Source organism: Sphingopyxis yananensis (assembly GCF_020687785.1).
Taxonomy (GTDB): domain Bacteria; phylum Pseudomonadota; class Alphaproteobacteria; order Sphingomonadales; family Sphingomonadaceae; genus Sphingopyxis; species Sphingopyxis yananensis.
Genome location: NZ_JAJEWI010000004.1, coordinates 59,638 through 84,004, shown reverse-complemented (window position 1 = coordinate 84,004; position 24,367 = coordinate 59,638). Strand labels below are relative to the sequence as shown.

Here is a 24,367-nt window from a genome sequence, read left to right as displayed (position 1 = left end):
GCTTTTTGGCGACTGAGTGTTTTGCTCTCATCTGCGTTCCTTCGTCACTACGATGAGACCAAAACACTCCTTAATTCGCAACCTCAAATCTGTGCCATAGGCGCTGACGGGGGACAGCGCTATGCTGCTCAGTACAGCTATGATCACAACGCATGCAGTGAGCCCCGCACACGCTCAGACTGTTTCAGCAAAGACGCTCAATATACCCTCGCAGCCCTTGGCGATGACGCTCACCCAAATTGGGAGGAAGACTGGCGCTGAGATTGTATTTTCAGCTGCGGATGTACGAGGCAAAAATGCTGCGGCGGTACGTGGATCCCTAACGACTCGGCAAGCTCTTGAGAATGCCTTGCGCGGAACAGGTTTCAAATTTCGCGTCACACAGCAAGGTGCATTTGCAATTGAGCCAGCTGAACCGGTGGGAAACGTCGCAACCCGCGCAGCCGCCGAGATTTCAGATAATGAAATCATTGTTACAGCCCAAAAGAAAGAAGAGCGGATATCCGATGTTCCTATTGCGGTTTCGGCACTGAGCGCCGAAGCGCTGGACAATTATAAAATCGAAAGTGGCTCGGAGCTTTTGAGAGCAATCCCGAACGTCAACTTCTCGAAAAACAATTTTTCGATGTATAATTTTTCAATTCGCGGTGTCGGGACAAAAGCAACATCGGCATCGAGCGATCCGGCGGTTGCGATTAGCTTCAACAATGCTCCATTGGTGAAAAACCGCCTGTTTGAAGCTGAATTTTTTGATGTGGAACGCATTGAGGTCCTGCGTGGGCCTCAAGGAACCCTTTACGGACGCAATGCAACCGGCGGTGTGGTGAATATCATAAGCATCAAGCCAACAGATGAATTTGAAGGCGCGCTCAAAGCTGAAACCGGAAATTATGAATCACGGCGCCTCTCTGGAATGCTTAATGTCCCTGTGACAGACACCCTTGGGGTCCGTGTTGCTGGTGCATGGACAAAGCGTGATGGTTATGATTTCAACACGTTCAATCAGACTAGAGTGAATGGCCGTGATCTTTGGTCTTCAAGGGCAACTGTAGCTTGGGAGCCAAGCGATAATTTCAAAGCCGACCTAGTTTGGCAGCACTTCGAAGAAGATGACAATCGATCACGTACTGGGAAAAATTTATGCACCCGGGACCCTGGTCCAGATCGGATTGGTAACTCTCCTCTTATCGTCGATCCTTTTGTTCGCGGACGATTAAGTCAAGGTTGTTTGCTCGGCTCATTATATGATGATGCGGCCTTCGGAGCGCCAAATGGCTATTCGCTCTCCTATATTATCGCACCTCAAAATATGGCCATCGGTCGGCTTGGAGCGACAAGCATAAACGCACTAAAGGCGATCGACCCTTATGGAGAAGTGGTCCAATCAAAGAATTTGCGGGAAATCGCCACTTCTATCGATCCTATCTTCCGCGCGAACAATGACGTCTTTCAGTTGAACGCTCAGTTAAAATTGAGCGCTGATATCAAGCTGATTAGCCAAACCACATATACAACCGATGATTATTTCTCATTTCAGGATTACAATCGGTTCGTCTCCGCGCCTCTCTTTAACGACTCAACGACCCCAGGGATCCGAGGTCTAAGGGGAGGGGTGCTAGATACCGTAGCGTTCCCAGGCATGACGCCAGGGGGGAGATTTTTCGATCCTCAACTCGGTTGGCAAGATCGTATGGTGTCGGCCGATATTAGCCAATCCAAGAGTAAGCAGTGGTACCAAGAACTCCGGCTTCAGTCGGAATTTGATGGAAAGCTAAATTTCAACATTGGGGCCAATTATCTCAAATTCAAAACACAAGACGATTACTATGTTTTCAACAACATATTCACCTTGATTGGACAATATTTCTACGGAACTGTCCATCCAACTAATGGTCTTCGCGTGCCTCGTGATTGCCCGTTAGGTTATGAGGGTATGGAATGTATCTATATTGATCCAAACCCTATCGATTCATTGGACAATCAAGGCCACAATTACTTTCTTAGCCAAAATCCGGTAAAGATTGAATCCAAGGCCCTTTTCGGTGAGTTATATTATAATGCGACCGACAATCTGAAAATCACCGTTGGCGCACGCTATACCGCAGATAACAAGCGGTCACGGCAAATTCCTAGTCAGCTGCTTCTTGGGGGCGGAACAGACACCGCAACGCCAGGCTCAAACACTGGCGGGCGGGTGAATAGCGGTTACCCAGAACTGCCACCAATTCATCAAAAATGGAAAGAGGTGACAGGCCGCTTTGTGGTCGACTGGAAACCGGATGTATCCTTTGCGGATGACAGCCTTGTGTATCTGTCTCTTGCGCGGGGGTATAAAGGCGGCGGTAGCAATCCCCCGCGCGTAGACCTCAATCCAGCGCTGGTGCAATATTTGCCATTGGCCCAGACATTTAAGCCTGAAACGCTGAATTCTTTGGAAATCGGCACCAAGACGAAATTTGCTGGCGGTCGCTTTACGCTCAACGCCACGGGCTTTTTCTATGATTATAAAAATTACCAAATCTCGCAAATTTCGGATCGCATTGCCTTCAATGAGAACTTTGACGCAACCACTTGGGGCCTCGAGCTCGAGGCGGTCTGGAAGCCGTCTAAGAATTTCCGATTTGATGCGAATTTAGGCTATCTGCGAACCAAGATTGGGAAAGGTGAAAAATCCATCGATCCCATGAACCGGACCCAAGGAAATGAGGATTGGGTTGTTGTTAGGCCATGGGTCCAAGCCCCATCCAATTGCATAGCACCCCGCGTTCATGTGGAGCGCATCCTGTCCTCTAAAACGCCAGGTGAGCAACAGTTGGCGCTGTCCGCCTTGTGCCCCGGTAGCAACCGATTAGGTGATTTTAATCCAGCGACCACCGGCGGCGTGTCTTATGATAGCACCTCGTTCTTTGGTTACGGTTTCACCTATGACCCGTCGGATCCATATAATCCGGATACCGTCGGCCTGCCCATAGCGAGCGGAGGCAGTGGAGCTCCTAATATGGGACGCGGCTTTGATGCCGAACTGTCGGGGAATGAATTGCCAAATTCACCGCGGATCACCTTCAACGTTGGTGGCGAGTATCGGACATTGATTGATCAAGACCGCTGGGAACTCGTGTTGCGGGGTGATTATTACAGACAATCAAGCAGCTGGTGGCGGGTTTATAATCACCCAACGTTTGACAAAATCAAAGGCTGGGACAACGTAAACCTCTCAGTGTCTCTTAATAACTTAGAACATGGGCTTGGCTTCCAAGTCTACGTCAAAAACATATTCAACAAAGACTCAATCACTGATGCGTTCTTGAATGCAGACGACACCGGTCTAGCGACAAATGTTTTTACGGTTGATCCACGCATCATTGGTTTTTCTGTTAATAAGGCCTTCTAGGGTCAGGACCCATTGGTATGGCATGGGAATTATGACCAAGCGATAATGATGGGATCTGAATTTGAGCGAATTTTATCTGGCTGATAGGCGCGCAAAAGGTGGGCCTATTAGCCAAGTTTTCGAATAAGCTATGGCCGCGAGCGGGGTGATGACCTACGGATCTTGTGCGCCATTTTCTTCTTCAATTGCAATGGGCTGTAGACTCCGGACCGACGGGCAGGTCCATAATCACTCGAGAACGGCCGCTTTCAGGAGCGCCAATTGATAGTTCAAACAACAGTTGTTGGGTCGGTTGCTGTCGTTTGATTTAACAGTCAGGCCCGCGCAAATGCGGCCATCTTATATGAATAGGAATGACCTATTCGCGTAATCGCCCTCGGAGCACTCCGGGGGCCTTTTTTATGGGAAAAGCAAATGCAAATTATCCGAACCCATGAGGAGTTAATCAGGGTCGCGGCCCAATCGCCATGCTCTGACCGTGCCGAAATCCTTCTAGGCTGGCACGATCGGCTGCAGGACTATGAGCTTGCTGAAGTGGCAATCATCGTGGCCCCACGGTCAATCCAAGACCTTACTAAGTTTGAATGCCAGTCGGGCATCAATTGATCGACGATGACGGTTCATTCCGGCCGATAGAAATCGCAAACTTAGAAGCCCAGTTATCTCTTGAACAATAGCATGTGTGGCTCAATTTCGAGTGCGTCTGCTATTCGACCTAGGGCTGCCACAGATGGGTTCCTCGTACCCCTTTCAAGGTCGCTGACATAACTGCGTTCCATATCCGCCGCCGCCGCTAGCTGGTCCTGGGTCATCCCTTTGAGCTTACGGTAGTGTCGGACATTTACGCCAAAAAGCCAAACCACGTCCATGCAGCGATTTGGACGGGTGGTACCACGCATGTCTGTATACCAAACGTGTCATTTTTTCTAGCGCAGAGTAAATATCGAGCTATGGTTATGCGAAGCCTGATCTCGGTCCATGTGCTCTGCACAAGCACACAACAACGGAGAGAATAATGATCGACGAAGAATCATCGAAAAACAGTGAACGCCTAGCCCCGCCTAGGAATGGTGGCTTAGTAACGCCTAACGATTGCGACATGGCGAGGAGGAAGAAGCTTATTAGGCTCGGCCTCGTGCTTTCTGCCGTATGGTGGGTAGGTGGCGGTTGGTGGTCCTATTCACGACATTCATATTATCACAATCTGAGTGTTATACTTCAATACGAAGGGAACGAAATTATTCCTGTTGATTGGGTCTCTTTTGCAATGGAGATTACGGCAGGCATGCTTATACTCTGGCTGGCTGTGTTTACAGTTCGTTGGATCATGGTGCTAAGTAGCTGATGCATAGCCTTGTTGTCCGCGCATAGGATTCCTCGGATAACCTCCGGGAGGTTTGCTTGCTTGACGGGTTCTAGTGCTACTGGATTAAGTATCACTAAGGTCAATTTTGTCTGCAAATTTCATACAAACTTAATTTAACTGGTCTCGGTCTAACGTTTCAATTCGAAACCAGCGTGTTGGAGGCATAGATAAATGCGATGGCTGCGGACGGCTGGCGGATGATTTTCATGTCTAACGTAATGCAGCGCCATTTGGTCACCTCTGATCGCGAAACGCTAATGATTACATTTGAGCGCAAAGTACCTGAGAGTGAGCAGGAAGCTCGTGCTGCTCGCTGCATCGACGACGTGATTGCTGCAGAAGACAGGGCCAAGCGCGTCGGCCACCGGGCGGTGGTGGGAGCGGTCGGCTTGGTGGCGGGAACAGCCCTTCTGGGCAGCCTGCTTTCCAACGGCGAGGGTGCGTGACGGCAATGGACGATATGCAATCAAAGGTTGCTGCACGTCGTGCGGAGTTAGCTCAACAAGAAAGGGAAGCCAAAGCGAGAGTCGCTGTCGCCACGGCACAACGTCAGGCTGCGGTTCAAAAGCAAAAAGAGGCTGCTGTGGACATCATCGCTATCGAGCTTTCAAGAAAGGGCGTTGCGGTGGTGAACCGTCCCACGTTTGCCGAAGGCTCCAACTCTTGAGTGGAAGGAGCCATTATGAGCAAGGCGACGAACAAATTTGCACCCGAGGTTCGGGAACGCGCGATCCGCATGGTGTTGGATCACGAACGAGATTATCCTTCTCGCTGGGCGACAGTGGTTTCGATAGCTGAGAAGATTGGCTTTGTGCCGTCCACCCTGCATGACTGGGTTAAGAAGGCTGAGATCGACAGTGGCAAACGGGTAGGTGTGTCCACCGAAGTGACAGATCGTCTAAAAGCCCTAGAGCGTGAGAACCGTGAACTACGGCAAGCCAACGAGATATTACGTAAGGCTTCGGCATATTTTGCCCAGGCGGAGCGAGCCGAAACCCCTTTGGCGCCCGTTTCGCAAATGATTGCGTTCATCGACGAGCACCGCGATGATCATGGGGTCGAGCCGATCTGCCGCGTTCTGCCTCCATTCGGAATGATTATCCCCCAGATCATCAATTACCCCTCATGCTCCCATCCACATACTGGGAGCGCATAGCGCAGCGCCGCAATCCTGCGCGGCAGTCGGCCCGTGCGAAGCGCGATCTCGCACTTAAACCAGAGATTTTGCGGGTATTTTCAGAGAACTTTGGTGTTTGTGGGATCCGTAAAGTCTGGCGGCAAATGCAGCGCGAAGGCTTTGCCGTCGCCCGATCGACGGTGGCGTGATTGATTCGTGACCTGGGCCTACAGGGCGTGATCCGGGGCAAGCAGGCTCGCACCACCGTGAGCGACAAATCTGCCCCCTGTCCGCTCGATCATGTAAACGACAGTTTTGCGCTCCTGCGCCAAATATGCTCTGGGTTTCGGATTATACCTAGGTAGGCACTTGGGCGGGCTTTGTATATTTGGCCTTCGTTATCGATACCTATGCGCGGCAAATTGTGGACTAGCGGGCAAGCAGAACGGCACACACGAGCTTCATGTTAAATGCCTTGGAAAAAGCGATCCACCAGAGGCGTCCAACTCATCGTGGCTTTGTTCATCCTAGTGGTCGCGGTTCCCAATATCTGTTCATGCGCTACATCGAGCGTCTCGCCGCAGTGGGGACCGAACCTTTGCTGGGCAGCGTTGGTGATAGCTATGACAATGCTTTGGCGAAGACCGTGGCGCTCTTTCGAAGTTGTCGAGTTTTCTACATTGGAGTGGGTCGATTGGTTTAACAACCGGCGTCGGCTGGAACCCGTCGGCAATATCCCGCCCAGCAGAGGCCGAAGATCAATATTATGCCGTGCTGGACACAGCCCATGGCAGCATGACTTAAACCAAATAGCCTTCCGCAAACATGGGGCGGTTCAGAAGGGGCCGTTAAACGTGGACGATAAACCTGACCGAAGTCGCACAATTGATGCGATATCGGTCAGGTTTATGGGAACAGAGTCGTTAAGCAATTAATGTTATGGACGTTTTTCGCCCGCATCAAGATGGTCCCAGTTTAGGATGGCGTTGAAACCAAGCATATAGCTGCCTTGTGTCTGCCAGCGCCAGAATGGCCGCAAGGCGAACAGGACATAATTGCCTTTGCCTTGTGGGACATTGAGAACTAGCGGTTTTTTGGTAAGAGCATCCCCACCGTCCAGCATGCCACTGAGAAGAATATCACCCGATTTTGCGGGGAAGGACATAATGACGCGGGGCATACGGTCCGGTGGACTGCCGCTGGTACGAGAGGAGGGTTCAGCAGACCCAAACGGGCTCGGGTTTGTGGCCGCTGCCTCGGTTTTTTGCGCTGCTCCATCAACGCTGGCTTGCCAAGGCGATACAGTCGCTGGTTTGGCGTTTGGTGTGACATTTTGTGCCAATCTAGCGCCTGGGCCGTTAGGGTCGAAATATCCCATACGGCTGCCTGCCTCGGTGACGTTCAAAACAGGTGCCTGTGAGAAATAGATTGGCAACTGGTCGCCTGAGTAACCGTAAACGATGGGACTGGTTGGATCTGTGATCATCCCGCGCATGATGGCGCCTTTGGTATATAGATCAGATGGCTGGCTGACCGTCACATTGGGTGCTGCGCCAAACATGCTCAGCATCTCGACCGTTGAGCCATCGCCAATCAGCGTGCCGCCGTCGGTGACAAAGCGTTTAATCGCCTCAATGCCTGCGCCGCCCACGCCGCCGCGAATATCTTCGGCGGAATCCAGCGCACCCAGATGCGGAGTGAGCGCGGATTTCTTGTACGGGATTTTCTCCGTACCGTTCATCGGAACACCGATGAATTGGTCACGCCCGTTGTTGGCAACGGTAGGATAGATTAAAACATCATATTTTGCGCGAAGATTGGTATCCTTCAATGTGGTGTCAGCAAAATAATCATATGGGATGCCATAATGATCGAGAGCGGCTCTCCACCATCCCTCGTCTTGTGTGCGGGCCCAAGAGTGAATATATCCAATGCGCGGCGCGGTGAGGGGATGGGTTGCCACATTCGGCGCAGCAGCAACGGCTTCGCCGGTCAAACCAAGCTGAGATGCCAGCCGTTCAACCTCGGCGCGGTTGGCAGAAGGCAAAATGAAGCTGCCAGCGGAATATTGTTTGCCGTTCAGCGTGAAGTCGGTTTCCGCCGCGAGAATTCGTGCGTTTTTCAGCTTGAAGCGCAGCCCGACAAGGGCATTGTCGCCGCTGTGATTAAAAATAATCGTGCTGCCACTGCCCGTGATGCCGCCCGTGACGTTCGCGTCGCCAACGAGTGGGGCTAGGGGTTGGGAGAAAACGGCCGTGTCTTTGATGATTTTGGTTTCAACATTGTGCATCAACTGCATGGTCCAGCCCGTGTCGTCATAGGGACGTGGGTTGGCAACAGGATAGGTTTGCACACTGAGATACATGTCGAGCAATGTGCGGTACGGTTGATCCGCGCGGATCACATAATCGCCAACGTCGACATCAATGCCGCCAGCAGAGAATTTTTGCGTGGCGCGTGACACTTCAACGCCCTGTTGGCGAAGCATATTGATCATGTCGGTGGCATTTTTCGGCGCGCGTTGTTGGGCAGGAATAACCCACGCATTGATTTCGCCTGCCTTTTGACCGGCTTGGATGGCGTTTCGATTTTTCGTCCAATAATTTTCGAGATACATTGCCCCATCATTGGCCACGCGGTTTAGCGCAAAGAGCAAGGCCGATTGTTGGATATTCGTGTTGTTTCGAGGAGCCCAGTCAACGGACGGAAGCGGTGGGTTCGGACGGAACCACTCCCGACTGGTGACGGAGGGCGCGAGTTTCAGATCTTTTTGAATATCGGGGCCATAGCTTTGGACTTCGTAAAAACGGCCAAAACTGTTGTGGGTATGGGCAATCCAGAATAAATAATTGGGGACCCAGCCGTCGTAAAAGCCATAGGTCCAAACGCCAGGGATGCCGCGCTTGGTGAGCTCCATAACCTCTGTTTCAGCCAACAGCCACCATTCATTCGTTTGGATGGGGTCTAGCGATGTATTATATGGGCCTGTACCGGTTGAGGTATAAAGATAAGACGCCGCTTCGTGAAGGTCATGAAGGACGGTTGGGCGCCACTCCAGCATCGCTTTGGTGATATTTTGTGTCAGTTTTAGATATTGGCCCAGTCCATCGCGATTATTGTCATGTGCGACATATTTTCCCCAATACACAAGCGGGGGTTTGGGCTTTCCTGTTTTCTTGCCGTAATAATAGGTGTCGACCATTTTCTCGCGTCCGTCGACTTCGACAACGGGCGTGATGAAGGTGATCATTTTTTCGCGAATGTCGCGGATAAACGGTGTGTCTTGGACCGCGAGGCGATAGGCCAATTCGATCAGCATTTCTGGCCCGCCAGTTTCTGGCGAGTGAATGCCACTGGTAACCCAATAAATGGGCTTGGCTGTTTTGATAATTTCGGCAGCCTGTTTGGCGTCGGTGCGGCGTGCATCGCCGAGTAAGGCCAGCTTGGCTTTATAGTCATCAAGCGAGGCGAGGGTGGCTTCATCCGCGATAGCGATCAGAACTTGTTCGCGCCCTTCCTCGCTGGTGCCCAGCGTCATATATTTCACATTGGGAGATGTGCGGGCCAGTTCGCGGTAATAGCGATGAATATCTGCGGCATAGGTTAGTTCGCCAGGGGTGCCGGGAATGCGTCCGAAAAATTTCAACGGCGATGGCACGGTTTCCGACAGGGGCATATGGTCCACCAGCTCTGTCGTGAAACGCTTGTCGATCAGATGCTTGTCAATCAACCGGCCATATTCGACATCATCCGCTTGGGTTCGAGGCTGAACGCCTGAGGGCACCTGTGAGGGCGCATGGGATGGCTGTGTCTGTGCCAATGCCGTCAGCGTCATAGCGGCACCGCACAGGGCTGTTGCCGTCAATGCTGCCATTCGAATGGATACCTGCAACCCCATGATGAAACCCCTCCTTGGACCCTCGCCGCATGGCGGCAAGCGGTATGTACATTGTCTGGAAATGAGAAGGCTGACCGATGCCCATCGCATCGGTCAGCCCAAGATGTCATCAGCGGAACTTGGCTGTGACCTGTAGCCCGACGGTGCGTGGGCTGGTTGTCACGGCATAGTTCGGGCGAACCACCGATCCTTGATATTGCCAAGGGAGTTGTGTGGCGCTGGCTTGGCCGTTGGTGAGCGCCATCAGGCCCATTTCATTGAACAGATTGTTGGCGAACAGATAGACGCCCCAATTGCCGTCCTCCTTTTCAAGGCCGATGCGGGCACCGACGGTTGTATAGGCTGGCAGAGTATAAAGCGCAGCACCGCCATCGGTTCCGGCAACCGGTCCATTGGGATAGGCTGCGGCATAGCGCGGCAGATTATAGGTGGTGAGTGACGACCCACGATAGCTGAGGTCGGCATGATAGATGATTTGCAGATCATTGCCGATCGGCGTGCTATAGTCCGCGCTGGCTTGGATCGTCCATTTTGGCGAATAGGGGATGGTATCGCCCTTTTTGCCTGCGCCGATTGTGGCGCATCCAGTGGTGCCTTCTACAAATGGAACGGGGCAGGTGGTGATGCCGGATGGCAGCGATTGGTCACCTTGCAGCTTAGCCTTAATATAGCTGCCCGAAAGACTGAGGGACAGACGGTCAACAGGATAAAAGGCCGTGTCGAATTCAATACCTTGAATGCGGGCGGCGCTTGAGCTGTTCGTGATGAAGCTGAAGGCGTTATTATAGCTTGCCGAAACCTGCATGTTTTTCCAGTCCATGCGGAAGGCATCAATGTTGAACACAAGCTTGCGGTCAAACCATGATGTTTTCAGGCCGACTTCATAGTTCCAAACGGAATCCGATGAGTAAACAGCGGCATAGCTAGGCAAGCCCAAGGTTTGGTTGACACCGCCTGGGCGATAGCCTTGCGATGCCGTTACATAGGCCATGGCCGTTGGGTTGAACTTGTAGGACGCGTTGAATTTCAACAGCGTTCCATGCTCTTTGCCACCGGTGGTCAGCGGGTCTTGGCGAACGCTGCCAGCAATATAGCTGGGAACCAGTACCTCGGATGTCGTATTTTTCTTATAGTCGAAATAGCGTAGGCCGCCGGTCAAGCTCAGCTTGTCCGTTGCTTCCCATGTGATTTCGCCAAAGGCCGCAATTTGTTCCAACCGATCGTCGATCGTGCGATCAAGCCCGGTGGTATTCACACCAACCACAAAAGTGTCGCCATTGGCATAGCCAATGGGATGGGTTTGCAAGCCAGTAACCGGATCGGTGGGGCTGAGCAGCGACTGCGTGTAATTTTTGCGGTAGCTATGATAGAGACCCAACGTCCATTTTACCGCGTTGCGGTCGTCCGCGATGCGGATTTCTTGGGTCGAGGTTTTGTTCGACTGCGGCTGGAAGGTGGTCATGTTGCCATAGCTGTTGACCAATTGTTGATATCCCGCACCATCGCAAGTGACGTTGGTCATATAGCCGGTGTTGCAGTCGTTAACGAAGGCATTGTAGCCAGGGATAGTGGTCGGATTACCTGTAAATGGTGGGACAAGGCCGCCTGTGTTGTTAACACTTTGGTATCTAGAGAAATAAGGGGTGTAATCGAATTTATAGCCCAAGAAGCGATCGGAATAAGACGCCGTCGCCGTCAGAGTGGCAAAGCCCATGTCCCAGTTCAACGTACCGGAAAATAGTTTCATCCGATCATGTTGGGGCTGTTGCATCAGCAAGGTTTGGTCGAACTTTTCACCCGTCAGCTGATATTTGGTGTAATTCCAGCTGGAACCAGCGCCCGTGCGGTCTTGGTAGACGGCCATCAGGTCCAGCGTGACTTCGGACACGGGCTGAAAGCGTGCAGTAATGCGACCGCCGAAGCTTTCGCTTTCGTTGATGCGGTCACGGCCGAGAAGGCTATTGTCCATATAGCCCGCGCCCTTGTCGTAGAAACCGACCGCGCGCACAGCGAGAACGTCTTGGACGATTGGCACGTTGACCATCGCGTTGGTTTGCATGCCGAGCGCGCCGCCGCTTTCGGCAACCGTGTTCAACTGGGCATCAAGAGCGCCTTCGTAGCGATCAAGCTTGGGCTTGGCGAAGATGACGCGAATGTTACCGCCCATCGCGCTGGCACCATAAAGCGTGCCTTGCGGGCCGCGCATTACCTCGGCCCGTTCTATGTCGAACAGGCGCATGCTGGGCTGTGAACCGCCGGAGTCATTGGACACACCGCCGGTGCCGCTCAGCGGGATTTCGTCATAGTAAAGCCCGACGAGCGATTCACCCGTGGCATAAAGATTGCGGATGATAACGCGGCTGCCGCCATTGGCGCCTTCGTTGATCACCAGACCGGGAGTGACACGGCCCAGAGCCGAGGAGTCCGTGATATTCTGGCGTTCGAGGGCAGCGGAATCGACTGCGGAAATCGCGATGGGGGTCTGCTGGATGCTGGTCGCACGCTTCAACGCTGTCACGACGATTTCGCCGGGATAGGAGGTTGTTTCGGCGGTGTTTTGTGCTTGCGATGTTTCCTGCGCCGCCGCGCTTGGGGCGTGCAAGGACGCTGTCGCCGCAATCAGTGAAATACCGAAATATAATTGTTTGCTACGGGTGATTTTTTGAATGGAGTCCATCATGGCTGGTGCCCTTTATGATGTCGTCGCGGCTTGGCTCGCGGCCCAAAAGCAGGGCGCGGAAATTGGTAACCCAAATGCGACAGAAAATTTTTGGTAGGGCCCAGGCGCTTGGTTCAGATATAGTCGTGTAACAATGCATTGAGCCCAACGGGTAAAAGCCCTACCGAACCTTTAATCCTCGGTAGGGCTGTTCAATCAATCCTTGTAGAGCGGAACACCGCCCTCTTTGAATATTTCGCCGCCCTTCATCACGAACTGCACACGCTGCAATTCCGTGATGTCCTTTAGGGGGTCGCCGTTTACGGCAACGATGTCGGCAAAACGACCGGCCTGAATGGAACCTACCTGATCCGACTTGCCTAGCAAATCAGCCGCGTTACGGGTGCCCATCAGGATCGCGTCGACGGCAGGAATGCCGGCGGCCACCAGATATTCAAATTCCTTGGCATTCTCGCCGTGCGGACGCCAACCCAGTTGGTCCGTGCCCAGCGCCATTTTGACGCCCGCGCGATAAGCCGCCAAGGCATTTTTGCGCATGGTTGGGGTGACGGCAATGGCTTTTTCCGCAACCGTTGGCGGCAAGCTTTCAGGGTTGGTGATGGCGACGTCGTAAATTTCTTGCGCAGCGAAGAGCGTCGGGATCATATAAGTCCCACGTTCTTTCATCAGCTTATAGGTTTCGGCGTCGGCATAGGTGCCGTGGTCAATGGAATCGACACCAGCGCGAATGGCCGCGTCAACGCCGGGTTTGCCATGTGCGTGCGACAAGACCTTCATGTTCAACGAGTGTGCGGTGTCTACGACAGCTTTGAGCTCTTCGTCGTTCATCAACTGCAAGTTGGGATCATCGCCTGGGCTGGCGACACCGCCCGATGACATGATCTTGATGACATTTGCGCCGCGTTTGTGCAGTTCACGCACTGCGCGCATGCCCGCAACGGGGCCGTCAACGACGGTCAACAGCCAATCATCATGGCGGTCCCAGCGGGGATCAATGTGGTTCAGCGGGTCGCCATGGCCGCCCGTTGGGCCGATAGCATTGCCAGCCACCGTCAAGCGGGGGCCCGGAATGATTTTGGCATTAATGGCATCACGCAATGCAACCACCAGTTCGGTATTGGCGCCGGCATCGCGAACAGAGGTAAAGCCTGCATTCAAAATGGCCCGCACGTTCCAGACGGATTGAAAAGCCTTTTGCTCTACGGTGCCGCGCAGTTTGTCGCGGCCAAACGCACCGCCAGTGACATGATCGTGCATGTCAATGAAACCGGGCAAAACGGTGCTCTTGGAAAGGTCAATGACCTCGGCCCCGGCAGGGGTGACAAAACCATTTGCAACAGATGTGATTTTTTCATCAGTGATGAGAATGGAGACGTTGGAACGCATTGATGTTGATGTACCATCAAATAGCTTTCCTGCGTGAATCACGACGTCCTTGGCCAATGCTGGTCCAGCAAAGCAGATGCTCGCAACGCACATAGCAAGTTTGATTGTTTTCATCAAAATCCCCTCTTTGGTAAGTGCTTTTTTATCAAATATTTTTGTTTTTCGTTATAGTTTCAATTCAGCTCGCCCAGCATCAAATTGAATTTAATCGAAGACTCTATCAGATAAGCACATGACTCATGGTGCGATTGCGATCAAATTTAGTGCATTCGATCCATATGTCATCAGATCAGTAGATCGCATGAGCTATAAAGTGAGTCAATATTGAAATTTTATGCCATTTTTATGCGGTTCCGTGAATTTGGCGGGTCTGATTATTATATCCTATTTTGTCTGTAAGATTTAATTTAGATTTTTATTTTCAATGGAATGAGCGATATAGTTGATAAAATTCGTCATATGGTGCGAAGTTACAGGAAGGGCTTATCCTGTCAGCTTTATGTCATGCTCAACGGTGACGATGAATAGAAAACTACCAGAACATCTAGATGGATTGAGAGGTTTGGTCGCTGATTTGTAATGAATTCGAAGAAAATTATTTGATTTTTAACAGTGGTGCCTATGTTTAATGTGGAGGTGTGATTTCAGAATCACTGACTGCATGTGAGTTTAATGCGGGGAGGGGGGTGGCGTGATGCGGAAGGAGTTTGAGATTGACGATCAAGACCTTCGGATATTGGATATATTAAGCAAAGATGGCCGTATGTCATGGCGGGATTTGGCTCAGGCGGTTGGGTTGTCACTGACACCGACATTAAGGCGTGTACGGCGATTGGAAGTCGCCGGTTATATTCGCGGCTATCGTGCTATTTTGGACGAGTCGATGCTCGGCGGAGCGGTCACGGTTTTTATATCTATCACGCTTGAACGACAGAATCGTGACACCCTTCGCGCCTTTGAGGCTCACACAGCAACACTTCCTGGCGTTGTGAGTGGATATATGACCACGGGCCAAGCTGATTATCTGTTGACGGCCGTGGCCAAGGACCTTCACCACTATCTTGAATTGTTGGATGAATTGGCACAGGCGGAAGGTGTTGCCCACATTCACAGCAGTATTGCGTTAAATAGGTTTGTCGAAAAAACTGTCGATTTATCGTTGATCTGAACAGGGCCACTAAGCGCGGACCGAAGTTTCTGCAAGGATTTGCGATGGCTGGATCGTTACCGAAACTTCCGTTCGGGTGAAATTATAGCAAGTCTTTCAATGGCACAGTGGCATCGGCTAACTGGTTTTTATCGGGGCGTGCTTTTGCTTCTACCAATTTGCGGCCTTGGACATAGGGTTTGATGCGGTTTATGCAGTCCAGCGCCAAAATTTGACCGTCTTTTACGTAGAGGACATTGAAGCATCCGCTGTCTGGTTCGCCGCGCACGATGGTTTCGTCGAAACCGATGTTCAGCCCAACGATCTGCAATTTCATCCTTATTTTCCGAAGAGCCATCGTTCGATGACCGACGTGTTTTGAGCGGCGACATCTTGGTTAACCGCAATGGGCTGAGGTGGCACGATGCGCCGAGAGAATATGGCTCGGCGAAGACGTTCATGGTCGACGCGACCTATTTAAAGGCCAACCGCACGGCGTCGAGCCTTGGGGTGAAAAAGGGGGGGGGGCAGGACGCCTGATCGGGCGGACGAAGGGGCGTATGAACACCAAGCTTCATGCCGTGACCGATGCAAATGGCCGCCTGATCAGCTTCTTCATGACTGGCGGGCAGGTCAGCGATGGCACGGGTGCGGCCGCTTTATTCGACAGTCTGCCCAAGGCGGAATGGATGCTCGCCGACGGGGCTATGATGCCGACTGGTTCCACGACGGCTTGCAGGAAAAGGGGATCACCCTCTGCATTCCGGGCCGGAAAGCATGCGCAAAACCCAACAAATAGGACAAGTGTCGATACAAAAAGTCGCAATCGGACCTAAATCATGTTTGGATGTCTAAAAGATTGGAGGCGCGTAGCTACGCGTTACGACAGATGTCCAAACACTTTCGTCTCCGCAATCGCACTAGCTGCTACCGTACTATTCTGGCTGTATTCAGTGGGTCCTGAGCCTATATAGAGACGTTCAAGGGCTCCCTGCGGGATGAATGCCTCAATGTCCATTGGTTCGCCTCTATCCCATAGGCAAAGCGTCTGATCGAGGCTTGTGGCGGGATTATAATGTTGGCCGTCCTCACATGGCTCTTGGCAATTTGAGCTCGGCCGAAGATCTTACCAGATCAGAATTTTGCCTTGCCCCCATGGGAGCAAGGCAAGTCGGAAAATAACCCTAGGGGTGGACCACCAAATCCAAGCAATTTACTCTCATGGACCGCACCTAGCTTCATTGTGCAGCTTGATTTGCTGCAACTATAGCATCGCTGTTATAATTCATCATCACATCATAATTGGTGCGATAAAATTGGTCCTTAACCGCTTCATCCAAGCTCGCGAGAGTTTTTTCGAAATTGCCGACAGGGTCCTTCGTGCCTTCTGGATGCGGATAGTCGCTAGAGAACATAAACAATTCAGGCCCTGCATCGCGGATCATCGCACCAGCATCCTCGTTAGGGAAAGGCGTGAACTTCACGGCGCGGCGGACATATTCCGAAGGCAGCATATTCAGTTCCTTCAGATAGGTGTCCGTACGTGAGAAGCTTTTGTGGGCATAGTCCAGCCGACGCAGGAAATCAGGAACCCAGCCAGCGCCAGATTCAATCACTCCGCCGCGCAATGTTGGGAATTTTTCAAATACACCATCATATACCATCGCTGTCAGAAATTGCTGGGGCGCAAAGCACAGCGATGTGAAATCATCGAAGCGAAGATTTTCCCCGCCTCCGTGCAAGTCGGCAGCGCGGGAACGACCATTGTTATGATAGCCCTTGGGCTGCGTCATCGTGCCGGTGCCGATGTGGATCATGAAGGGAATGTTACGTTCCGTCAGCAATTCCCATAGCGGCAGATTGTCCGGATGGCCCGGCGAACGATCGCCGCTCGCCATCGGGGCAAGGCCAATCGCACCGGCCCCTGCATCCAACGCTCGGCGGGCTTCCACCAAAGCCAGTTCGGGGTTGTCCAAAGGAATATAGGCTACATTCACCAAACGCTTATCTGCATCACAGAATTTCTGCTGTGCCATGTTGGCAGCGCGAACGATACCATATTTTTCACGTTCATTTTCGGCGCGCGCCATTCCAGCAAGACATGCGGTTGTAAACACCAACTGGCTTGCGAAGCCATATTGGTCCAGCATGCGTATGCGTTCTTGGGTATCAAAAGCACCAAAGGCGACCCAACCTTTTTCTCCGCCAATGGGATTGTCTGGAGCCGCCGCATCAGATGAAGGGTTCGCGGCGCGCGCCTTGGCACTGTCGATCAATGCCAAGATGCGTCCAGAGGCATCCGACTTATAAAGATAGCCAAATTTCTCGCGCAAGTCTGCGTCGAGGAAATCGTAAATCCACTCATTGGTTTCCATTGTGTGGCTGTCGGCGTCATTAATCACGCGGCCGTAAGATGTGCTCACTTTAACTTCTCCTCAGATCAGCGCGTCACTACGCTGGAAAATATGGACTTATGTCAGTCGTGCAGGCGCATACGCATCGTGACGCCGAATTGGCGGTCCGTGTATCGCGAGAAATATTGGGAATATCCGCCGCTCGTATCAGCCGCATTGGCCGAGATGAGGTTGACATATTTTTTGTCAAATAGGTTCCGGACATATGCTCGGACTTCCCATTTGCCCTTGTCTAATCCCAAACCAATCGAGCCGTTGAAAATGCCATAAGCAGGCTGGATGGTCAGCGGGTCGCCGTTCGACGAAAACTGCTCGTCACTTCGCCAGCTATAATCTGCTGCCAATAAAAGATCGGCGCTATTGCTGACGGCCACTTCATAGCTGGCATTCAGGTTGAATTTAAATTCTGGCGAATTGGACATGCGATTGCCAGAGACGTCAATTACGGGACGGCCGCTTACTAATCGGCAACCATTTGTGAGCGACACCGACCATGCATAGGGACAGGAGATGCCGTCTAGGTCTTGATAGGTGGCGTCCACATAAGCAGCATTTGCGCCGAGGGACAGGCCGTCTGCGGGCCGCAGGTTCAGCTGACCCTGAACACCCTTGGTTTTCAGGCCGCCAGCATTGGTGGTACGAAATCCGGGTGGATTGGTGCTCGTATCATATATTTGGGTTTGGAAATCTGTGAAATCTTCATAGAATAGTGCGGCGTTAAAGGTTGCGCGATTATCCCAAAAGCTCGTTTTTACGCCGATATCGAAGGCCCATACTTTTTCAGGGCGAATTAACTGCTCAACGCCGGGGGTGACGACGCCGCTCGAAGCAAGGCCGGGGCCTTTGTAGCCGCGCGCAGCACTGGCATATAACATCGAGTTTGAAGCGAAATCCTGTTCTGCGGTGATTTTCCAAGAGAAGTTATTGGTTTTGCCGCGCTCTGTTGTATCACCCGCGACACTGCCTATGATCGCGGAGGAGCCTGGGATAGAACCTTCCAAATCATAGGCGTTTCGGCGCGCGTAAATTTCATCCCGCGTATAGCGCCCACCTGCGCGTAGGCGCGTGCTATCCGCCAAATTCCACGTGACCGATCCGAATGCAGCATAGCTTCGGGAGCGGAAGTCTGTGTCAATCACAGCAACAGACAGCTTTGTTGGAGCAACGAGATAGCCGCCGGACCAGAAATTCACATCGTTGACGCTACGGTAATAATAGAGGCCAGCGAGCCACTCGACCGACTGGTCCGCTGGCGAGGCCAGGCGCAATTCTTGCGTGAATTGCTTAAACTTGTACCGGCCGCCGTTATAGTCGAAGCGGGGCAGCGGGGTTTGATCGGCGTCAAAATCCAAAATATACTTATTTTGTCGTAAAGCTGTAATGGATGTTAACGAGAGTTCGCCTACATCAATGTCCAGTTGACCGCTGATGCCCTTATAGATGCGTAGCGGAGCGCCTTCATACATACCATGGGGTGAACCCAATACGGTATCGCGGTTGTTTGGGCCTGCAACTATGTCATATTGTTCGAAGTAATTCGCTAGATTGGCGTTGGCACCTAATTTGCGTGACGTTGCGATGACACCGCTTGAGGTGTCCTTGGCATAATCGGCAGAGATGAGCAGATTGACACTTTCCGCTGGCGAATACAGCAGCTTGCCGCGAAAACCGTAGTTGTTCTCGCCGTTATAGCGCTCGTGACGATATAGGTTGTTCACAAAGCCATCAGTGCGGTTGCGGAATGCCACGAGGCGCAATGCCAATGTATCTCCAACGGGCAGGTTCAGCATCCCGCTGTTTCGTAGTTCACCATCGGTGCCCACGGTCACAGACATATTGGCACCCAATTCGCCTAAGCGCGGCGAGTTGGTGACGATGTTCACAAGTCCGGCCGATGCATTTTTACCGAATAACAGCCCCTGAGGACCTTCCAGCACTTCTACGCGCTGAATATCCACAAAGGCTGCAGCAGATTGTGGCTGGCCCAAAACGACACCGTCGAAAACGGTAGAAACACTTTGTTCTACGGTCGATGAGAATGTGGAGGTGCCGATCCCGCGAATAACGAAACCCGATGATGTGGGGATGGGGTTGTCGCGGAAGGTTAGGGCCGGGGCAACGCGTGTTAAATCCGTCGCCTGCGCGATCTGAAGCGTTTCGATAGACGCACCACTTATAGCTGTGATGGACTCTGAAACATCTTGAATATTTTCTACCCGTTTGCGCGCTGTGACGATGATTTCTGCATTGCCGCGCTGTGATGTCTGCTGTGCATTTGTTGACGAAATACTCTGTGCAAATGCCTGGCCATATACCCCATTCGTCGCAAGCAAGCAGGCCGCCATGGCCGCTGATTGCCGTAAATAACAGCGCTTCATATGCTCTCTCCCCAAGACATCTCTTTGCGAGATTTGGAGGTATGTTGAATTTAATTTGGGTTTGTGTCAATAATATATGGCGTAAAAATGTAGGTTGTTTCGCTATTCGTATGAAGGTCTCTGTTGATTATATAGAAGTTGTTACTAATTTTTTCGTAGCGTGATGGTGGGGGTGGTAAGCCGCAATTGACAAGCTCATCCGTTAAAGAGCAGCGGTTTCGCAATTCTACCGACAAGCCTCATGTGGTTTTTTAGCGGATAGCGCTCCGCTAGGGTGCGGGTGATCTGACATTCAGATACTGACAGGGCGGCGCGCTGTTGAATAATATTGACACAAATACCAAAAAACTATCTTTACTAGATCAAATTTAACCGAGTTGCACGAATGGCTCGGCATGTTGGGAGATAACGTTTCATGGCCGATGGTCTTTTGGGGACGGGAGCAACTTCCGTCGAATCCGTCTTGGCATCGCGCGCCGATCCGGCTCAATATTCTGATGCTGGTCGCGCGGGAAAAATGCCACTTCTGGCAAGATTGGCATATGGATCAGGTGCAATATCGACCGCTGTTAAAAACGCGGCTTTTGGTTATCTGTTGCTTTATTATAATCAAGTGGTGGGCATCCCCGTGCACATTGTGTCATCGGCGATTGCGGCTACGCTGATTATTGATGCCCTAGTGGACCCCATCATCGGCCGATGGTCTGATCGTACCAACAGCAGATTGGGACGCCGACATCCATTCATTTTAGGCGCAGCGATCCCAACCGCGATTTTCTTTATTTTGCTATGGTTTCCGCCAAGCGGACTGACGGATGTGCAGACGGGAGTTTGGATATTTGCCATTGCATCCCTGACGCGTGTTGCAGTCAGCGCTTATGACATTCCCTCCACTGCAATGGTGCCGGAGTTGACGCGCGATTATGCGGAAAGAACGCGATTATTTTCGCTGCGTTTTTGGTTTGGTTATGTTGGCACCTTCGCTTTTATGGCACTTAGCCTGAGCTTCTTCTTCGTAAAAACTCCTGAATATCCGGTCGGGCAGCTTAATCCCGATGGCTATGCCAAATTTGCCTTGGCGGGCGGCTTTGCGATGCTGTTATCCATTTTGGGCTGCGGATTGGGCACTATGAAGCAGATCAAAGGGCAAACATTAGTATCAGATGATAAGCCGATGAAACTCATCGACCATTTTCGGGAGGTAGGGTCAGCTTTCACGCACCGTAGCTTTATGGCTATTTTTGCATTTGGTGTTCTGAAGTTTACAGCCATTGGTATGGCAACAGCGATGGCCATTTACTTCAATACCTATGTATTTGGCCTGTCTGCCAAGCAAGTGGCGGTGCTGGCGTTGGAAGCTGTTGCTGCAGCCACTTTGGCGGCTCCTTTAGCCCCGTATTTTTCTAGAGTATTGGGAAAGAAGCGCACCGCAATTACGATGGCCGTTCTTGGTATCGTCATCAATAATATGGCATTGGTGCTCGTCTATTTTGGTGTGTTCTGGCCAAAAGGTCATGAGATGGTGGTGCCCACCTTGCTTGGATTGGGAGCCATCGGCGGGAGCTTCATCGCCATATCCTTGATCAATACCAGCTCAATGCTTGCAGATGTGGTCGAAGATTTTGCGGTGAAAACTGGGCGACATCAAGCCGGTGTGTTCTTTGCGGCCTCTAGCTTTATGCAGCAATGTTCAGCGGCGCTTGGCGTGATGGCGGTCGGCTATGTTTTATCAGCGGCGCATTTCCCCGCAAAGATTTCGCCTTCGGCTGTGACGCGAGACATGGAGCTGACGTTGCTTACTCACTATGTGCCAGTGATTTTTCTATTATGGATGGTGGGGTGCATGTTCCTCTATTTCTATGACATTGATCAAGGACGTCACCGTTCCAATGTTGATAGATTACGCGCCGTCGAGGCCGAAGATCGTGCCCGCACCAACACTGATACCGCCGGAGCGGCATCGCCATTCTGAGTTGGCAAATAAGAATGGCTGTGATGATATGGGGCCAGAACCGCTTGAAGGAAGATTTATGCTAAGCAAACCATCGGAGATTGAAGCGGCAGGGCGGATGCGCGGAGCCGATAGATCTGCGATGCTTGTGCAAGAGGCGGATAGGCAAATTAATCTGCGGCGCAGCGCCAGAGTATCGCCGGCTGAGTTAGCGAGCGGGCTCGGCATCAGCCGTTCCCTCGTCTATTCTTACTTTCCCGATAGCAGCAGCTTATTGGTTGCAGTGTTGGATCGCCACGCCCAATTGTTGACGGAAGCAGGGATTGAAGCGGTTCCATTCCATACCGATTTTGCGGAATCTATGATCGCTTATTCGCGCATTTATTTAGATCATGTGGTGGCGCATGGCGCGGCGATTGATCTGTGCTTTCGAGACAAATGGGTCGCGCGCGATCTAGGCGGAATGATGCGACCATTGGCCCAGCGCATTTACTTGCGCTTGGCTCGCAAAGCGCATCGCGATTTGCTCTATGGCTCGCGCGACGCATTAGGCGTTGTGCAGATATTACAGGCCATTCCGGAAGAGGCTGCGCACCTAGTTCGGCGCGGGGAAATATCTCAGGCCTTAGCGCATCGGTTGAACCAAAGGTTGATCACAGCCTCTATCAATGAATTGCGGCCGACGGTTTAATTTGGGGAAGAGGCGGCACGGTTGCGCTGAGATGTCGCATGGCTGCGGATACTTCCCATCACCATGGGCAGGCATAAGCGAATGGCATTTTCAGGCGTTAATCGGCCGGCTGAAACAAGCCTGCCAGTACGCAAGCTGATTGCTGTGACTAACCAATTGCTGCCTAAGGCTTCTTCTGCGCTCATGCCATAATTTGCTGCCATGGCCGCAACGATAGGCTTCGACACACTCGCCCGTGTCTGATCGAAATTACCGCGCATCAATTCGCGTACTTCTGGGTCGAGTAATAGCGATTGCAATAAGGCTCCGCGTCGTCCGGATTCGGTGATGAAGTTGATCGTCGACATGATGATATGTGAGTATCGATCACGTCCACGATGCCCAACTTTTCGACGCGATTCTTCATAATCGTCAACCTCGCGCTGGGCGAGGGCGATTAATAAATCGATGCGACGGGCAAAGCAATTATGGGCCTGCGCCTCTGATATTCCAATTTCAGAGGCCATGCGATTAAGGCTTACGGCATCGGCCCCTTCTTGCAGACATATCTGAGCAGCGATGTCCATCATTTGCGCACGGCGCAGTGCGAGCGGTAGGCGTTTGCGTCCCGCAGGAGCCTGATGCTGAGGAGAGGGCGTCAGCGTTTTTTGGCTATTGGGTTCGGGTAATTGGGCGGGACGCACCGCGGCCCGCTGGCTGGGGCTCAGGCGCCAATAATTTCGGTCTGGGCGGGGGATCTGCATGCGATCACAAATTTTCGAAACCCCGCTCGCGGTCATTCCCAGCCGCTCGCCCACCTGAACGAGCGGAACTTCCCATACGTCCCGAAATAATTGATCGCGATCGACACTGCCCAGCATGATGGCTTCCTCTGTGTTTAGTGACCGTATTTTTGAGGGAGCTGCGTCGAAATGCAAGAGATGAAGCATCGTGTGAGGTCAACGCGGAGGGTGAATAATATTCGGGGGCCTCAGTAAGCAGGAATGCTATGATATCCTATGCGCTTTTATGGCTCTTTTGCACTCGAACCGGTAAAATGCTGCTGATCTGGGGCCATAGATAAGGTCACCAAATTTCTGTCTGAAATGTAAATTTTCTTTATCAAATTCATATAGTTGTCTTTCGAGTTCTGTAAGTGCACCATGCTCTCTTAAGGGATTGATATCCCAAGAAAATTGCGAAAGCCTGCTTTCATCGCTTTGCTACGGTATTAGGCGAGGTGCAAAATAGTGGGTTTTGTTTTGAAATATGTTCTTCGCAGTGGTTCCGGCCGTTTAAATTTTCGCTGCGCCTATCCGGCTGATCTCAGGACATATGTTCGGAACAATCCTCGTGAATTGAAGTGTCATGTGGGCACGAAGGCGATGATGGCTTGTTGGGCCGTTATCAGCAGCCTTGTAGAGACTGTAACGATATCATCGCATAGGCTCGTCGGCGGACAGAGAGAGGGCTTTTGAGGTTCTTGATACGCTGACAATTTCTTGTCTTGCAGAAGCTTATCGTCAGCAAATTTTGGCTGAGGATGACGAGGCGCGATATGGTCCGTCGGATATGGATTTCTTCCTTCATGTTCGCCAGCAGTTGGATGTCGAAGGCGTAGGTATTAAGGCAGTCGCATTTGATGACGACCCCGTTGGGCATTGGTCTTATAAACAGGCTGAAACCATCACAGTGTTTCGGGCAACTTGCCTGCATATGCGTAAACGCGTTGACGTGGCTGACCGATGAACCGCAAACGGCGCTCGCGGGGGCCACCATCGCGCCTGCGGCCCGTGACAAGCGCATTGATGGTCACGAGAGCAGAGTTGGCCCTTGTCGCTGCCTACCGCTTCGAGATGCGGTTCACGCGGCGACGAGCGCCGCGATGTTAGCCGAATGCGGAGCTACCAGCGGCTACCAGTCTGTCGCGCGGGGCGGCAAGGCTGCTGGGGCCGTGCGCGGGGGCGCG

General features: G+C 52.0%; 15 protein-coding genes, 2 pseudogenes and 1 other annotated feature. Of the genes and pseudogenes, 9 read left to right on the top strand and 8 right to left on the bottom strand.

Annotated elements, in window-relative coordinates; genetic code table 11:
* Positions 1–121 precede the first annotated feature (121 nt).
* Positions 122–3,391, top strand: coding sequence for a TonB-dependent receptor domain-containing protein (locus LKO31_RS02420; protein ID WP_227688485.1), 3,270 nt, complete (start codon positions 122–124; stop codon positions 3,389–3,391).
* A gap of 659 nt (positions 3,392–4,050) precedes the next feature.
* Here LKO31_RS02420 and LKO31_RS02415 read toward each other — a convergent pair.
* Positions 4,051–4,260 carry a helix-turn-helix domain-containing protein gene (locus LKO31_RS02415; protein ID WP_227688490.1) on the bottom strand — a complete coding sequence of 70 codons (210 nt, stop codon included), beginning with the start codon at positions 4,258–4,260 and terminating at the stop codon, positions 4,051–4,053.
* 673 nt (positions 4,261–4,933) lie between these two features.
* Between LKO31_RS02415 and LKO31_RS02410 the strand changes: the two genes are divergently transcribed.
* The 3 genes and pseudogenes from LKO31_RS02410 to LKO31_RS02400 all read left to right on the top strand — a co-directional run bounded on the left by LKO31_RS02410 (position 4,934) and on the right by LKO31_RS02400 (position 6,678).
* Positions 4,934–5,203: a DUF4177 domain-containing protein gene (locus LKO31_RS02410; RefSeq protein ID WP_227688484.1), complete on the top strand. Its 270-nt coding sequence runs from the start codon at positions 4,934–4,936 to the stop codon at positions 5,201–5,203.
* 5 nt (positions 5,204–5,208) lie between these two features.
* Positions 5,209–5,424, top strand: coding sequence for a hypothetical protein (locus tag LKO31_RS02405; protein WP_227688483.1), 216 nt, complete (start codon positions 5,209–5,211; stop codon positions 5,422–5,424).
* Between the two features lie 15 nt (positions 5,425–5,439).
* Positions 5,440–6,678, top strand: a pseudogene (locus LKO31_RS02400) (IS3 family transposase).
* Positions 5,721–5,844, top strand: a sequence feature (AL1L pseudoknot). Its footprint overlaps the pseudogene before it by 124 nt.
* A gap of 133 nt (positions 6,679–6,811) precedes the next feature.
* On the opposite strand, the gene LKO31_RS02395 reads toward LKO31_RS02400, so the two are convergent.
* The 3 genes from LKO31_RS02395 to LKO31_RS02385 all read right to left on the bottom strand — a co-directional run bounded on the left by LKO31_RS02395 (position 6,812) and on the right by LKO31_RS02385 (position 13,952).
* A complete protein-coding gene (locus LKO31_RS02395) occupies positions 6,812–9,748 on the bottom strand; it encodes a M14 family zinc carboxypeptidase (RefSeq protein WP_227688482.1) in 2,937 nt (978 codons plus the stop codon).
* A 133-nt stretch (positions 9,749–9,881) separates the two neighbouring features.
* Positions 9,882–12,452: a TonB-dependent receptor gene (locus LKO31_RS02390; protein WP_227688481.1), complete on the bottom strand. Its 2,571-nt coding sequence runs from the start codon at positions 12,450–12,452 to the stop codon at positions 9,882–9,884.
* Positions 12,453–12,647: 195 nt separating this feature from the next.
* The gene (locus LKO31_RS02385; RefSeq protein WP_227688480.1) at positions 12,648–13,952 is read right to left on the bottom strand and encodes a metal-dependent hydrolase family protein; all 1,305 of its coding nucleotides are present in this window, start codon (positions 13,950–13,952) and stop codon (positions 12,648–12,650) included.
* Between the two features lie 580 nt (positions 13,953–14,532).
* Here LKO31_RS02385 and LKO31_RS02380 point away from each other — a divergent pair.
* Positions 14,533–15,006 carry an Lrp/AsnC family transcriptional regulator gene (locus LKO31_RS02380; protein WP_227688479.1) on the top strand — a complete coding sequence of 158 codons (474 nt, stop codon included), beginning with the start codon at positions 14,533–14,535 and terminating at the stop codon, positions 15,004–15,006.
* A gap of 82 nt (positions 15,007–15,088) precedes the next feature.
* Here the strand turns inward: LKO31_RS02380 and LKO31_RS02375 are convergent, their stop codons facing one another.
* Positions 15,089–15,322, bottom strand: coding sequence for an oxidoreductase C-terminal domain-containing protein (locus LKO31_RS02375; RefSeq protein ID WP_227688478.1), 234 nt, complete (start codon positions 15,320–15,322; stop codon positions 15,089–15,091).
* Here LKO31_RS02375 and LKO31_RS15175 point away from each other — a divergent pair.
* Positions 15,311–15,441: pseudogene (locus tag LKO31_RS15175) on the top strand (IS5/IS1182 family transposase); the annotation flags it as partial. The gene LKO31_RS02375 and the pseudogene LKO31_RS15175 overlap by 12 nt on opposite strands.
* 104 nt (positions 15,442–15,545) lie before the next feature.
* The gene (locus LKO31_RS15170; protein ID WP_407699237.1) at positions 15,546–15,821 is read left to right on the top strand and encodes a transposase; all 276 of its coding nucleotides are present in this window, start codon (positions 15,546–15,548) and stop codon (positions 15,819–15,821) included.
* Between the two features lie 402 nt (positions 15,822–16,223).
* On the opposite strand, the gene LKO31_RS02360 is transcribed toward LKO31_RS15170, so the two are convergent.
* Both LKO31_RS02360 and LKO31_RS02355 read right to left on the bottom strand, forming a co-directional pair.
* On the bottom strand, positions 16,224–17,408 hold the full coding sequence (locus tag LKO31_RS02360) for an amidohydrolase family protein (RefSeq protein WP_227688477.1): 1,185 nt from the start codon (positions 17,406–17,408) through the stop codon (positions 16,224–16,226).
* A 53-nt stretch (positions 17,409–17,461) separates the two neighbouring features.
* Positions 17,462–19,777, bottom strand: coding sequence for a TonB-dependent receptor (locus LKO31_RS02355; RefSeq protein ID WP_227688476.1), 2,316 nt, complete (start codon positions 19,775–19,777; stop codon positions 17,462–17,464).
* Positions 19,778–20,192: 415 nt separating this feature from the next.
* On the opposite strand from LKO31_RS02355, the gene LKO31_RS02350 reads away from it, so the two are divergent.
* Together LKO31_RS02350 and LKO31_RS02345 are read left to right on the top strand one after the other, a co-directional pair.
* Positions 20,193–21,749 (top strand): MFS transporter, encoded by a 1,557-nt coding sequence (locus tag LKO31_RS02350; RefSeq protein ID WP_227688475.1) that lies wholly within the window; start codon positions 20,193–20,195, stop codon positions 21,747–21,749.
* Complete coding sequence (locus LKO31_RS02345) at positions 21,667–22,419, top strand: TetR/AcrR family transcriptional regulator (RefSeq protein ID WP_227688474.1); 753 nt, start codon at positions 21,667–21,669, stop codon at positions 22,417–22,419. Before LKO31_RS02350 ends, LKO31_RS02345 begins: the two co-directional genes overlap by 83 nt.
* On the opposite strand, the gene LKO31_RS02340 is transcribed toward LKO31_RS02345, so the two are convergent.
* A complete protein-coding gene (locus LKO31_RS02340) occupies positions 22,416–22,988 on the bottom strand; it encodes a TetR/AcrR family transcriptional regulator (protein ID WP_227688473.1) in 573 nt (190 codons plus the stop codon). The two genes, LKO31_RS02345 and LKO31_RS02340, sit on opposite strands and share 4 nt — an antisense overlap.
* Positions 22,989–24,367 lie beyond the last annotated feature (1,379 nt).

Coding starts and splice junctions, on each gene's coding strand:
- LKO31_RS02415 (WP_227688490.1), bottom strand. CDS start 4,260: ATGGACGTGGTTTGGCTTTTTGGCGTAAATGTCCGACACTACCGTAAG.
- LKO31_RS02340 (WP_227688473.1), bottom strand. CDS start 22,988: ATGATGGACATCGCTGCTCAGATATGTCTGCAAGAAGGGGCCGATGCC.
- LKO31_RS02410 (WP_227688484.1), top strand. CDS start 4,934: ATGGCTGCGGACGGCTGGCGGATGATTTTCATGTCTAACGTAATGCAG.
- LKO31_RS15170 (WP_407699237.1), top strand. CDS start 15,546: ATGAACACCAAGCTTCATGCCGTGACCGATGCAAATGGCCGCCTGATC.
- LKO31_RS02355 (WP_227688476.1), bottom strand. CDS start 19,777: ATGAAGCGCTGTTATTTACGGCAATCAGCGGCCATGGCGGCCTGCTTG.
- LKO31_RS02395 (WP_227688482.1), bottom strand. CDS start 9,748: ATGGCAGCATTGACGGCAACAGCCCTGTGCGGTGCCGCTATGACGCTG.
- LKO31_RS02350 (WP_227688475.1), top strand. CDS start 20,193: ATGGCCGATGGTCTTTTGGGGACGGGAGCAACTTCCGTCGAATCCGTC.
- LKO31_RS02385 (WP_227688480.1), bottom strand. CDS start 13,952: ATGAAAACAATCAAACTTGCTATGTGCGTTGCGAGCATCTGCTTTGCT.
- LKO31_RS02375 (WP_227688478.1), bottom strand. CDS start 15,322: ATGAAATTGCAGATCGTTGGGCTGAACATCGGTTTCGACGAAACCATC.
- LKO31_RS02420 (WP_227688485.1), top strand. CDS start 122: ATGCTGCTCAGTACAGCTATGATCACAACGCATGCAGTGAGCCCCGCA.
- LKO31_RS02380 (WP_227688479.1), top strand. CDS start 14,533: ATGCGGAAGGAGTTTGAGATTGACGATCAAGACCTTCGGATATTGGAT.
- LKO31_RS02390 (WP_227688481.1), bottom strand. CDS start 12,452: ATGATGGACTCCATTCAAAAAATCACCCGTAGCAAACAATTATATTTC.
- LKO31_RS02345 (WP_227688474.1), top strand. CDS start 21,667: ATGTTGATAGATTACGCGCCGTCGAGGCCGAAGATCGTGCCCGCACCA.
- LKO31_RS02405 (WP_227688483.1), top strand. CDS start 5,209: ATGGACGATATGCAATCAAAGGTTGCTGCACGTCGTGCGGAGTTAGCT.